Here is a 12951-nt window from a genome sequence, read left to right as displayed (position 1 = left end):
GTGCCGGGGGCGGTTCGATGTGGATCCAACAGGCGGGGAGAGAAAGCAACAATGGCATCACGTCGGGACGAGCTGAATGCGTATTCGTTCGCTCGAAAGCGCACGAATGCGGCATTTCTGAAGCCGCTGCCGAACGGATCGATCGAGAGCGCCCCCAAGCCGTTGAAAGCGGTGGTGCCCAGCATCGTGGTCGGCGTCCTGATTCTGGTGGGATTTGGCGCTTGCGGCATCCTCAAGCCGGTTGCTCCGCAGGGGTGGGACGAAGTCGGAAAGAATGTCATCGTCGGGGACGAATCCACCACGCGATATGTGGTTCTCACCAACACCGACAAGAACGGCAACAAGCAGAAGCTGCTGCACCCGATCCTGAACCTGGCATCGGCAAAACTCCTTCTCAACCCCGACAAGTTCAATGTCGTCAAGGTCAAGGAAGCCGAGCTGGACGGCAAGCTTGCGCACGGCCCGGCCGTCGGCATCCCGTATGCGCCCGACCGGCTTCCCACCGCCAAGGACGCGGATGCGCCGAAGGTCTGGGCGGTCTGCGACCGGCCCGGCAGCGGTCAGAACAGCAAGCCCCAGCAGGCCGTGTTCGTCCTGGGCGGCAAGGACAAGCAGCTCGTCGAGGACAAGGGCAAGCTCGACCTGCATCAGGCGCTGTACATCGAGGACCCCAAGGGCCAGCGCTGGCTGGTCGACCAGTACGGCATCGCCTTCAAGTTCGACTCCACCGTGAACGGGACCCAGCGGCCGCTGCAGGGCGCGGAGAAGACCAACAGTGACCTGCAGCGCATCATCTTCGGCGACAACGCCGAACCGCAGGTGGTCACCGCGGAGTTCATGGACACCCTCATCAAGAGCCCGGTCCCGATCGCCATGCCCCGCGTCCCGAACGCGGGCCAGCGGACCTCCGCCCTGAGCGTCCCGGAGAAGTTCCGGACGATCGGTACGGTGCTGCAGGCCAACGACAGCCAGCAGAAGTACGTCGTGGTCGCGGACGGCGTCATGAAGGTCTCGAACTTCGTCGGAAAGCTGCTGCTCGAAGGCCACAACGCGCAGGCGGTGAACAAGGACGGCACGGCGCTCAAGCCGGAGAGCGTCTCCACCACCAGCATCGACCCGAAGAAGGACGACGCGGGCCATGCGATGACCTTCTTGGGCAAGATCCCGGGAACCGACGTGGACATGCCATGGCCCAGCGAGGTCGTGTCCGCCGCGAACAACTTCAAGGAGGGCTCGCAGACGGGTGGTCTGACCAGCCCCACGGGCAACGGTGTGTCGTGCAGCGTCTACAAGGGGACCAGCACCAAGCTGCCCGGTGACGCCAACAAGCAGCTCGGCTACCCGAATGGTGTGCCGAACATGCAGACCTGGGTCGGCAAGGACTACCCGGCGAAGATCGCCCCCGGCGCCGCCTCGTACGTCACCCCGGGCAGCGGCCTGCTGTACCGGCAGGTGTCCACCCCCACCGCCACGTCCGGAAGCCTCTTCCTGGTCACCGACACCGGCCTTCGCTATGCCATCCCGGAGAACAACGACGGCGGCAACAAGGCCGGCAAGGCGGACCAGGAGCAGGGCAAGTCGCAGCTCCACCTCGGGTACAAGGGAGCGCACCCGCCGCTGATCCTGAAGACCTGGTCCGAGCTGCTCTCCGCGGGTCCGTCGCTGGACGTCAACAGCGCCAAAAAGCCGCAGGCGTCGTGATTGGCCGAGGCCGCGCCGAAATCCGTTCAGGGGTTTCGGCGCGGCCTCTTGCCGTAAGGCGGCCGCCATCTCACTGTGATCTTCTCTTTCCCGCTCGCCTTTCCTGCTCTGACCGATAGCGACACATCTGCCCGAATTCACCGAACGGCGGTTCCGGGGCGGGTAGTTGACAATGTTGTGATCCCGTCACAAGTCCCCGCCCCCGTGTTGGGGCTGGCAGTGCGGAGTGGTTAAAGTAGTCCAAGGCGTCAGCAGGAGATGCCGACCACGCGAGCCGGCTAGCCGGCGCGGCGCGGGACAACGTACAAGTCTCATGGGGGACGTTGACTATGGCTGGTCAGCAGTACACAACCACCGAGGAGGAGATGGTCGCGTTCAGCGGCAAGATCTCCTCGGTCAACCAGTCGATCCAGGGTGAAATCTCCCGCCTGAACACGGTCGTCGACACCATCACGTCCGGGTGGAAGGGTGCTGCGGCCTCCTCGTACAACCAGCTGCAGTCGCAGGTGAACGAGGACGCCAACCGTCTCAACCAGCTTCTGGGTGAGATCAAGGAAGCGATCGACGAGACCACGAAGAACTACTCCGCCTCCGAAGAGGAGCAGGCGCAGTCGATCTCGCACATCTCCGCCTCGGCTTCCCCGTTCGGATGATGCGGCCGCGTCGCTGACCGCGGCGCACGGCCCATGGGCCGCAGCCCGGGCCGGCCAGTTCCGCCGGCCCGCTGTGGCATGCGATTCGACCAGCTTCATCAACTCCTGAGGAGACACCATGTCAGGCCAGATCCTCGTTAATTTCGCGACGATCCAGCAGGCCAGCTCCGACGTGCGCGGTACGGCCAACAACATCCGCCAGCAGCTCGACGACCTCGAGGCGGGCGTCAAGAAGATTGCCGCCAGCTGGGAAGGTGCGGCGCAGGAGGGCTACCAGGCCCGCCAGCGCGAGTGGGACCAGCGCGCCGCCTCCCTGCACTCCACGCTGGAGGCCATCGCCAAGGCTCTGGACACCGCGGCCCAGAACTACCAGTCCACCGAGCACAAGAACGCTGGTATCTGGGGCGGCTGACCCTGCGTCAGCATGGATGGCGATCGGCTGAGCAGCCCCACGGCTCGCACAGTGGTCAATGAGGGCGAGCGCGCTGCATCAGTGCGCTCGCCCTTCTGCCGTCCACCACCACCGCCCTGCCACACCTTCCACCCCGTCCACTCCCCTTCCGCCTTCTCTTCACTTCCGCGCTTCGCACTTCGCAAGTCCCCTTCTCACTCCTCACCCCTCGCCCCGCCTATTCCGCCACACATGGAGAGCAGACAACCCGTGGGATCTCGCGCCATTGGTCATCGAACCGGGCACCGTCGCCGAGCGACGGGCGCAGTGGTTACGGCGGCGTGCATTGTCGGCCTGTCGAGCGTCGCCGCCGCGCCGGCGGTCGCGGACGAGAATGTGCCGCTCAACAGCGGTGAATGCAAGTTCGGCACCGACAACATCAAAGAGACCCCCTGGTCGCTGCAGCGGCTTCTGACCAATCAGCTGTGGGCTTCCGGTAAGGGCAAGGGCATCCGCGTCGGCGTCATCGACACGGGTATCGATGCGGGCAACAAGCAGCTCCAAGGCGCGATCGGCAGCGGCGGTATATCTCTCGTCAACGGCAAGAAGACCGACGACAAGGTCGGCCACGGCACCAAGGTGGCAGGCATTATCGCGGCCCAGGAAATTCCGGGTTCCGGGTTCCACGGGATCGCACCGGACGCAAAGGTCATTCCGTACCAGCAGACTTCGGAAGAAAAGGCCGGCACTGCCGACAGTCTCGCCAAGGCCATTAGGAAGGCCGTCGACGAGCGCGTCAGCATCATCAACATCTCCCAGGGAACCGGCGCCGACCGGCGCCTGCTGCCCACCCTCGAACAAGCGGTCAGCTACGCCGAGAAGAACAACGTCCTCATCGTCGCCTCGGCCGGCAACGGCGGTGCCGACGGCGGCGAGAAGAGCATGTACCCCGCCGCCTACTCGGACAACTACTCCAACGTCCTGGCGGTGGCCGCCTCGGACCGCAACAACGAGCGCGCGCCCTTCTCCCAGTCCGGGGAATTCGTCCAGATCGCCGCACCGGGCGTCGACATGGTCTCCACGGTCCCCGACGGCGGCAACTGCGTCGACCAGGGCACCAGCTTCGCCGCCCCCTATGTCACGGGAGCCGCGGCCCTCCTGAAGGCGAAGCACAAGGACTGGAGTCCGCAGCAGCTCATCTGGCACCTGGAGCAGACCGCCGAGCGCGTGCACCGGGACCGAAACGACTTCATCGGCTGGGGCGTGGTCGACCCGGTGGCGGCTCTCAACGACAACACCGAGCCCACCGCCCCACCCAAGCCGGACAAGCCCTCCGAAGTGGCTGACGGCTCCAATATCCACCCGGCAGCCGTCACCATCGGCGAAAGCGCCGAGGACCGACGAGCTCGCATTTCGATCTACATCGTCGGCGGCGGACTGCTCGCCGTCGGCACGGTAGTTGGCAGCGCCATCGCGATCCGCGACTGGCGTCGTAAGCAGGTTCTCGTATCTAACGGGGAGGCCAGTCATGGCTAAGGAATATCGCGTCGATCTTGACGCTCTGGACCAGGTCGTCAAGGAGCTCAATGGCCTCCTGAAGGACATGGGTGGGGCGAAGGGCAACGCCAAGAACCGCACTTACCTGCCGTCTAGCGCTTTGGGGAAGAACTTCACCGAGCGGGACAAGATGCATCAGTCTCACGAAGAGATGAAGCAGTTCATCGAGAACGACATCGTCGGCATGATTGAGAAGCTGGTCGATGATTTCGGCAACAAGACGAAGAAGACGAAAGAAGCCTACGACGACGCCGAGCACAAGAACAAGATGCATTGATCGGCAGCGGTGCGACTGATCGTCAGCTGAAGGAGAAGGGGGCCGACAGGTGAGTCGGGAAAAGGACAGCGCGCGCACAGATGGGTATGTGGACACTCGGTTCCAGACCCATTTCAACAAGCATGACTTCGACACTCTGAAGGGCATGCTGGACGGTGCCGATGTCGAGACGGTTCGGACTGTCGCTCGGCACTGGAACACCCTTCACGACGACCTGGTGGATCTGAAGGAGAAGTTCTCCAAGGCCGTCGACAAGGTGTTGGAGAACTGGCACGGCGAATCGGCTGATCGCTTTCGCAGCAGGGCCGATCAGATCATCGACAACTTCAAGAACGGCGCGCCTTACGCAAGTCACACGGCGAAGGTCATGGGCCAGACGGCCGACGACCTCCAGAAGGCCATCGACAAGGTCGTGCCGGTCGAGGACGGCTGGAACTGGAGCGATGACGTCTGGGGCGAGATGCCGTGGTCGGACCAGATCGACGACGACGATCTCAACGCTGTACTCGCGAAGGGCGTGAGCACGCAGGGAGTCCTGGAGGCGAACAAGGACAACCTTTCCGGTCACCAGAAGAAGCGGCTTGAGGCCGCTATTGCCATGGAGAACTTGGGCACGGCCTTCATGGTGCGGTCGACGTCGCTGAAGCCGCCGCAGGCCGGTCGCGACGACAAGATCCCCGAGCACAAGGACCCGACGAACGGCGATGGGGTAGGCGCCATCAACACCCCCATGATGCCGACCGGCGGACCGAAGGGTGGCGCTGGTGGCGTCAAGCTTCCGACGCGGGGCATGAAGGCCAGCACCACTCCGAAGATGCCCACGTCTCCCGACATCAAGCAGCCGGGTATCAGCGGCGGTGTGGGTGCGATGAAGCCCAAGGGGCCCCAGGTGGGGACTGGCCTTGACGGTCTCGGCGGCGGTTCCGGGAGCGGGGTCAAGGTCCCCGGTGGTGCTGGCAGCGGCCTTGACGGTCTCGGCGGTGGTGCTGGCGCCGGGGTCAAGCTCCCCGGTGGTGGCGCTGGCGGCGGTGGCATCAACGTGCCGGGCGGAATGGGCGGTATGGCCGGTGCTGGTGGGGCGAAGAGCGGCGCCGCCGGGATGAAGGGCGGTGCTGCCGGAGTGAAGGGCGGTGCTGCCGGTACCGGCGGAGCGGGTGCTCGATCCGGCCGTGCAGGCATGCCCGGTATGGGTGGCATGCATGGTGGTGCAGCAGGGAAGGGTGCGGGCGGTGGCCGACCAGGCGTTGGCACCGGCGGTGCGCAGGCGCGTCAGAAGGGCGGAGCCATCGCCTCTCCTGGCGGGAAAGCGAGTGGCGGAGGCCAGGGCGGATCTGGTCTGCACCGTAGCCGAGGGGGTACAGCAGCAGGCGCCAACTCCGGTAGCGGACGTCGCCCGGCAGGCATGATGGGCGGTGCGCACGGTGCGCCCGGCGCCAAGGGCGAAGGTAAGGGGAACGACACGAGCCGTCCCGATTACCTTGTAGAGGACGAGGAGACCTGGACGCCGCAGCGTAATGTGGCGCCTCGGGTCATCGAGTAGGAACGGCCGGGACAAGCAATCGACAACGTGCTTGGGGCCCGCAGCCCTCGGGCTGCGGGCCCAACTCCGTAGGGAAGGTGTTTTACGGCATGAGCTTCACGCGGACGCTGCGTGCGGTGGGCGGCGCGGTGGTGGCGGGGGCACTGCTCTTCGGCACCGCGCCGGTTGCTTCGGCAGATCAGATCAGGAAAGACCAGTGGCCGTTGACGGCCTTCGGTGTTGAAGATATCTGGAAGGTGTCAACAGGCAAGGGCGTCACGGTTGCGGTCATCGATGACCCGGTGGACGGCAATCATCCTGACCTCAAGGGAAACGTGCTTCCCGGAAAGAGCTTCTACGCGGGGGGAGGAGTGACGGCAGATCGGCCGGATGGGAAAAAGGAGCATGGCACGGCCATGGCCTCGCTCATCGCTGGGCACGGGCATGGGCCTGGAGGGTCCGCAGGCGTAAAGGGGCTGGCTCCTGACGCCAAGATCCTCCCTGTTGGCATTAAGCTCGCAGACCCTGACAAGCCTGCCGATTTCGAGGACAACCGGGAAGATTCTTACGTCGAAGCACTGAGGTACGCCGTAGATCACGGTGCGAAGGTTGTCAACATGTCGTTCGAGGTTTATGGGGAGCCGACACCTGCTGAAAAGGCAGCTGTTGACTACGCCCGGAAGCACGACGTGCTGGTAGTCGCGGCATCCGGAAACTCTCACTCCACCACCCCTCGCAATCCCTCAGCGGTGCCCGGTGTCCTAGCCGTGGGAGCCGTGGACATCGACCTTAAGGTCTGGAAGTACTCCAACACTGGGCCTCACATCAAACTCCTGGCCCCAGGAGTTCACGTCCGCTCGGCTGGCGTCGAGGACCCGTATCGGCTGGCCAACGGTACGTCTGACTCCGCAGCCTACGTATCCGCCGCCGCCGCCCTTCTCCGCGCCAAGTTCCCGGACCTGACCGCGGGCCAGATCGCGAATCGTCTGGTGAAGTCCGCCGGTCTGCCGGATGAGATGAAGGGGAAGAAGCTTCCCGACCCCCGTTACGGCTACGGCTTCATCAAGCCCTACAGCGCGCTGACCAAGGACATTCCCGCTGGTTCGAAGAACGGGCCGTTGCTGGCGCTCGGCGGGGATTCTTCTCCCAACTCGTCCAAGGCGCCCGGCAAGGACGGCGAAACCGAGCCGGGAGCAAAGATCGACAGTGACAAGGGCATGAGTACCGGTGCCATCATCGGCATCGTTGCCGGTGTTGTCGTCGTGCTCGCGGTCATCCTGGTTGTGGTCATGCTGGCCAAGAAGAACCGTCGTAACGGACCGCCCCCGGGCGGTCCCGGTGGCTACGGCGGTCCGGGTGGACCGGGTGGCTTTGTGCCGCACCCGCCCGGCCCGCAGCAGCAGGCCGGCGCGCCCGGTTCGTACCCGTCGGCGCCGCCCACTCAGCCGCCGGGCCGTTAACGCTTCCCGTAGGGAGACACGGCATTGGGGTCCGCGGCCTTCGGGTTGCGGGCCCCAATGTGTTGGAGGGAATTCCTTCTACGGAATGGTGTGTGGCTCGACGTGGCCCCACTGCTGCTGCCTTGGCACGTTCTGCGATGTTCCCCGGCTGGCCCGAACGCTCAACTCGCCCTTCTGCACCTTCCTTCGTGTTTGTCTGACGTTGCAGGAGTCGGCCGTAGGACGAACGCCTCCGCGCCCGCCACAGAGGTGGGCGCGGAGGCGTATTGCGTGCCCCGGCTCGGGGTGTGCCGAGCGGAGCTACTGAGACGTTTTCAGAGCGACGAGGCCGTACGACTCCTTCGGGTTGAAGGTCCGGTCGCTGATGGCTGTCAGGAACAGGCGGCCGTCGCGCCAGTATGGCTTGGCCGAGAGGTTCGTGCCCTTGGCGACCTTGACCGGGTACTCGACAAGGGTGTGCGGGGTACCGGTCTTGGGGTCGTACTCGACGAGCTGGGGGCCCTTGTCATTGCTGAAGATGTGTGCGTAGACGAGTATCTTCCGGCCGTCCGCCCCAGGAAGCGGATAGTAGTCGGTGGATTTGTCGGCCTTGGTCTTCCACAGCAGTTTGCCGCTGTCGAGGTCGTATGCGGCGAGCAGCTTGTTGTTGCCGTCGCCCGCGCTCACGACGAAGGTGTTGCCGAAGGCGCCGGCTTCCCTCCACGGTGTTCCCTCGGCGCCGTGGGTCTGGACGTACTTGGCCGGTGTCTTGGGTGCGAAGCGGCTGCGGAGCTTGCCCGTCTCGTTGTCCAGGGCGACGAGGCCCATGTCTGCGCGGTCCGGGTACAGCACGACGGGATCCGTGCTGATGACGTCGCCGCCCACGGTCATCCCGGGCTCGTACTCACCCTTCTCGGGACGGAAGGTGTAGGTCCACTTGGCCTTGCCCGTCGCGGGATCGATCAGGGAGACCTCGTCGTACGCCACCCCGCCCACCGGCTTGGTGTCGCAGGCGCGTACGCGGATCAGGGCCTTGCCGCCGGTGAACGTTCCGGCGTTGTCGCACCTTGCGGGGCTCTCCGGAGTCCACGCCGGGGAACCGTCGGAGACGTTCAGTGCCTGTGGTTCCCCGAGCCCCGTCACGACGACGACGTCCCCGGAGCGGGCGAAGGACGCCACCTTTCCGGGCGGGCCGGCTTCACCGGGAGTGAACCGGTCGTCGGCCCCCGTCTTGGGCTTGGCCTTGCGCGGCTTGAACTCCTTGGTCCACAGCTGCTTGCCGTTGTTGAGGTCATACGCAGCGAGGTGGTTGCAGGCCTTGGTGTCACCGTACGCGACGAGGCCGATGCCACCGTCCGACTGGGGCGGCGCGGAACAGGCGGTGTTGCTGTCACCTGGAAGCGGCGTCGCCCACAGGCGTTTGCCCGTGGCGACGTCGTACGCCTTCACACCGTCGGGGAGGGTTTGAATGACGGCCTTGTCGGTGATCCAGGTGCCCTCCAACTGCTGGACGGACTCGCCCGGGGGCATCTTGCCCTTGTAGCCGGGCTGGGACCACAACACCGTGTCGTCCGAGGACCCGGAGAACAGGAGCCAGGCGCCTCCGCCGGCCCCGGCCAGCACCACCAGGGCCACGACCAGCAGCACGATCAGACCGGCCTTGCTCTTCTTGGCCGGAGCAGGAGCAGGAGCAGGAGCCGGAGCCGGAGCCGGGGCGGCAGCGCCGTATGGTGCCTGGGCCGGATACGGGGTCTGCGGCGAGAAAGCTGCGGGCGGCGTCTGCTGAGGTGTGGGAGCTGTCGGGTGGCCGGGTGGGGGACCGCCGACTACCGGGGACGGGGGGTAGCCGGTGCCGGACGCCGGCGGCATACCCGTCATGGGCGGAGCAGGCGGCTGGTGCGGAGCGCCGTACGGCGGCTGCCCCGGCGGGATCGAGCCGTGTCCCTGGGGCGACGGCGGGGCCTGCGGCGGATGGCCGTAGCCCTGCTGCGGCGTACCTTTCTGCCATGACACCGGCCCGGACCCAGCGGGCTGTGCGGGAGGCTGCTGACCGGCGGGGCCCGTCGTGCCGGGTGTGCTGTCGGCCGTCATCGGACCTGGCTCCTCACGTACTTGGCCCAGTCACTCTCGAACGCTGTGCCGCTCTTGCCCACGGCAGCCTGCAACTGCTGGTCCAGTTTCTTCGGGCTCACGTAGTGGTCCACGACGAACTGCATCATCTTTGCCCGGCCACCCTGCTTCTCGATGTACTTGATGGCGAGATAGCTCAGGGCGTAGTCCATGGAGACGCTGTGGCCCGGTGTGGAGCCGAACTCGGCGTCCGGCAGCTTGCCGTCGAACTGGCCGTCCGAAAAGCCCGCGCGCATCTTCTGCGAGATCTTCTGTGGTTCGAACTGGGCGGAGACGTACTCGGCGAACCCTTCGACCACCCATGGTCGCGGGCCGCCGTCCTTCGCGAGGGCGCTGTAGTTGCCGCGGTCCAGCGTCTGAGTGATCGCGTGCGCCATCTCGTGGTGGGATATCTGCTTCACCCCACGCTGCCAGTCCTTGGTGAAGTAGTTCGAGCTGGCGTCCAGCTTGATGCGGGAGCCGCCGAACTGCGGTTTGTTGCTCACGTCCTCGTAGGCCGTGGAGAACGCCGGCATTCCCACGCTCGTTCCCGCGTCCCAGCCGGGATCCTTCAACGAACTCGTGTACAGCGTCGCGTACGTCTTCCGGTCGGACTCCACGTTGACGAGGAACGCCTGAGGCGTCTGCCCGTTGGAATTCACGTGCCGCCCCCAGAACGCGAGGTCGTCCGCGGCCCCCTTCTCGATCAGCGGGGCATAGCGACGAGCCTGCGCCGCGTTCTTCTTGTCGGCGATGACGATCGTGTGCGCCTGCCGCTGGACGTACATGTCGTCATAGACGTCCCAGGGGGCGGGGTAGTAGACGTACCCCTTCTCCCCGTAGGCGGACGGTGATCCGCCCACCTTCGTGATGGCCGGCTGCTCGTCCTTCGACTCCCGCTTGACGACCCATCGGTACCACTCGGCGACCGGCTGGAGGTCCACGCCCTTGATCTTGTGGACGAAGGCCACGTCGAGCGCGACCGTCGCACCGTCGCCGTAGTCGTTGTCGCCTGTGCCGGTCTGCTTCAGGACGCGGTACTCGGCCTGTGCGAACGGCACCTTGCGCAGGTTCTGGTAGATCTTCTTCTGGGCTGTCTTCGCGGTGCCCGAGAACGGGGAGAGGAAGGCATCCTCGTCCCCGCTCTTCAACGCCTGGGTCCGCCCTTGCAGCAGGCGGGAGATGTCGGCCTCACTGAGCAGCTGCTCCCCGCTCCCGTCTCCGCCGGCGGCGGAGGGCAGGTCATCGCCGCCGAGGCTCTTCGAGATGGCCACCCCGCCGACCCCGAGGAGCGCCAGCACGGCGATGACGACAACGCCGATCACGGCCCGCTTGAGCCCCTTGTTCTCCCCACCGGACGGTGGGGGAGGAGGAGGCGGCGGCCCGCCGGCCTGCGATGGCCAGGACTGCGCGGCATAGGGGGCGCCCTGAGGGGCGGGACCTTGCCCCGGAGGTGCATACGGTGCTGAGGGGATGTGGCCTTGGACTGCAGGGGGCGCGCCGGCGGACTGGGAAGGTGGGTTCGCCTGTCCGTACGCGTTGCTGCCGCCCGGCCCTCCAGGCTGCGGAGGGTACGACATGTGCTTCCTTTCGGACACGGAAAATGGCGCGGCGCTGAGCTGCCGCGCTCGCAGGCAGACGTGGAGAATGTCTTCGGTGGAGTCCCTCGGCCGGGCCGGGGGTGCCGGAGACGATGGCCGACCGATGACGGCGCATGCGATGGGTGGCGCGCCCCAACGTCGCTGACATGCCATTGGCCATGCGCGACGAGGGTGAGCCTGACCAGTTCCCCCGTTACTGCTTACGCGTACTTTACAAGTGCGTCATTTGCTCGCCGACAGAAGGATCTTGGGCTGCAAGGTCTTCACACGCGACTTGCTGCCTGTTGTCCTGCACGGCGGCGGTCCGTACTGACTCGCGGGACTCGACTGGTGCCAGCTCATGGCTTGTCGGGAACGCAACGGGATTTGGCCGACACGTTGCTCCCACCAGCCGGGAGCACGCCATCGGCCGTGGGAGCCTGCCGAGTTGGGGCTCGGGCGTGTCCACGGCTCGACGGTGTATGTGTCGGCGTTGGGGGCCGGGCTACCTGGGCATCACGGTCGGCCCGTTGGGCGATGAGCGCTGTTGCTCAGCCGAAGACCGACCGTACCTCGTCCGTGACGTCCTGGTTGCGGGTGGCGGCGCCGCCGGTGCGGCGGTCGACGTGGCGTTGGGTTGCGTCGAGGCCGCGGTTGGTGAGGTCCTGCTTGGCGTGGTCGATGTAGGTGTTGGGGTCGGCGAGGCTGGTGACGCCGTCCTTGTATTCCTGGGCGCCTTCCTTGATGCCGTCGACGTATTCGCCGGCCTTGTCCTTGCCGATGTCGGCGGTTTCGCCCCAGTCGATACCGTCGCGGGCGCCGAAGTGGCTTTCGATGCCTTGCTGTGCGACGTTCTGGGCCATCTCTGTGGCGGCCTCTTTGGCCTTGTTCTTGCCCTCTTCGATGATCTTGTCTCGGGCGATTTCCTTCGCCTGGTCGACGACCTTGTCCTTGACCGTCTCCTTGACCGTCTTCTTGGCGTAGTCCAGGGCCAGCTTGCGGGCTTCCTTGGAAACGGCCTTCTTCGCCATCTTCTTGATGGCGTCCATGGTGGCGTGCTCCATGGCCTTGGTGGCCGCCTCCATGACCTCGCGTTTGATCTTGTCGAGGATCTGGCGGACGATCAGGCGGGTGGCTTGGGTGGCACCGGCCGCACCGAGTTCGGAGAGGCCCAGGGTGAAGGGTGCGGCGGCCTGGGCGGCGATGAGTTCGGCGGCCAGCATGACGAGTTGGACGATGACCGCGACCTTGCCGGCGAGCACGGCGAGGGCAGCAGCGTCGAAGGCGACGGCGATGATCTCGGCCGCTGCTGCGGCGTCGCGGAGGTAGTTGTCTCCGCTGTCACCGCCTCCGGAGAACGTCCCCCATTCGTTGGTGAAGCCCTCGATCGCTTCACCGGAGTTGGCGGAGACGACTTCATTGGCTGCCGAAGAGCCCGAGGAGGCGGCTTGGTTGACCGACTCGGCGAAATTGCGCCAGACCTGGGCACATTCGTGGAGCTTGTCCTCGTCGGCGTCCGGCCAGTTGTAGCCGAGCAGGTCCAGGACCCAAGCTACCTCGCTTGGCAGCGTCAATGACACAGTGATCGTCCCCCGTGCAGTTGTAGCCGATCCCTGAAGGGAATGGAGAGGCTGGAGATGATGGAGCGGGCGGGAATTGGGGTGTGGAGAAGGGCGGAGGGGAGCCGAGCGGAGCTCGGTTCTCGGCCGGAAGTTCGTGCGGCGG

At 65.7% G+C, this 12951-nt stretch carries 10 protein-coding genes; 7 read left to right on the top strand and 3 right to left on the bottom strand.

The annotated features are described in order from the left end of the window. Nucleotides 1-51: 51 nt before the first annotated feature. The 7 genes from ACZ55A_RS28860 (at nt 52) to ACZ55A_RS28830 (ending at nt 7558) form a co-directional block, all read left to right on the top strand. Complete coding sequence (locus tag ACZ55A_RS28860; protein WP_468845995.1) at nt 52-1701, top strand: type VII secretion protein EccB; 1650 nt, start codon at nt 52-54, stop codon at nt 1699-1701. Nucleotides 1702-2030: 329 nt separating this feature from the next. Then, a complete protein-coding gene (locus ACZ55A_RS28855; protein WP_033269492.1) occupies nt 2031-2354 on the top strand; it encodes a WXG100 family type VII secretion target in 324 nt (107 codons plus the stop codon). A 118-nt stretch (nt 2355-2472) separates the two neighbouring features. Then, nucleotides 2473-2766: a WXG100 family type VII secretion target gene (locus tag ACZ55A_RS28850; protein WP_030414182.1), complete on the top strand. Its 294-nt coding sequence runs from the start codon at nt 2473-2475 to the stop codon at nt 2764-2766. A 231-nt stretch (nt 2767-2997) separates the two neighbouring features. Then, entirely contained in the window at nt 2998-4281 is a 1284-nt protein-coding gene (gene mycP / locus ACZ55A_RS28845) for a type VII secretion-associated serine protease mycosin (protein WP_468845992.1), read from the top strand. After that, nucleotides 4274-4579 (top strand): hypothetical protein, encoded by a 306-nt coding sequence (locus ACZ55A_RS28840; protein WP_468845989.1) that lies wholly within the window; start codon nt 4274-4276, stop codon nt 4577-4579. The genes mycP and ACZ55A_RS28840 overlap by 8 nt, the downstream gene beginning before the upstream one ends. Nucleotides 4580-4628: 49 nt before the next feature. Continuing rightward, the gene (locus tag ACZ55A_RS28835; RefSeq protein ID WP_468845986.1) at nt 4629-6119 is read left to right on the top strand and encodes a WXG100 family type VII secretion target; all 1491 of its coding nucleotides are present in this window, start codon (nt 4629-4631) and stop codon (nt 6117-6119) included. 89 nt (nt 6120-6208) lie between these two features. Further along, on the top strand, nt 6209-7558 hold the full coding sequence (locus ACZ55A_RS28830) for a S8 family serine peptidase (RefSeq protein ID WP_468845985.1): 1350 nt from the start codon (nt 6209-6211) through the stop codon (nt 7556-7558). 300 nt (nt 7559-7858) lie between these two features. Here ACZ55A_RS28830 and ACZ55A_RS28825 read toward each other — a convergent pair whose 3' ends face one another. The 3 genes from ACZ55A_RS28825 to ACZ55A_RS28815 form a co-directional block, all read right to left on the bottom strand. After that, complete coding sequence (locus tag ACZ55A_RS28825) at nt 7859-9184, bottom strand: outer membrane protein assembly factor BamB family protein (RefSeq protein WP_468845983.1); 1326 nt, start codon at nt 9182-9184, stop codon at nt 7859-7861. Nucleotides 9185-9624: 440 nt separating this feature from the next. Continuing rightward, entirely contained in the window at nt 9625-10971 is a 1347-nt protein-coding gene (locus tag ACZ55A_RS28820; protein ID WP_468845981.1) for a hypothetical protein, read from the bottom strand. 806 nt (nt 10972-11777) lie between these two features. After that, nucleotides 11778-12806: a WXG100-like domain-containing protein gene (locus tag ACZ55A_RS28815; RefSeq protein WP_468845979.1), complete on the bottom strand. Its 1029-nt coding sequence runs from the start codon at nt 12804-12806 to the stop codon at nt 11778-11780. Nucleotides 12807-12951: the final 145 nt, after the last annotated feature.

The sequence above is a fragment of the Streptomyces sp. NPDC034111 genome (assembly GCF_055575375.1).
This window is presented reverse-complemented; position numbering and strand designations above follow the sequence as displayed.

Coding starts and splice junctions, on each gene's coding strand:
- ACZ55A_RS28855 (WP_033269492.1), top strand. CDS start 2,031: ATGGCTGGTCAGCAGTACACAACCACCGAGGAGGAGATGGTCGCGTTC.
- ACZ55A_RS28840 (WP_468845989.1), top strand. CDS start 4,274: ATGGCTAAGGAATATCGCGTCGATCTTGACGCTCTGGACCAGGTCGTC.
- ACZ55A_RS28850 (WP_030414182.1), top strand. CDS start 2,473: ATGTCAGGCCAGATCCTCGTTAATTTCGCGACGATCCAGCAGGCCAGC.
- ACZ55A_RS28860 (WP_468845995.1), top strand. CDS start 52: ATGGCATCACGTCGGGACGAGCTGAATGCGTATTCGTTCGCTCGAAAG.
- ACZ55A_RS28830 (WP_468845985.1), top strand. CDS start 6,209: ATGAGCTTCACGCGGACGCTGCGTGCGGTGGGCGGCGCGGTGGTGGCG.
- mycP (WP_468845992.1), top strand. CDS start 2,998: ATGGAGAGCAGACAACCCGTGGGATCTCGCGCCATTGGTCATCGAACC.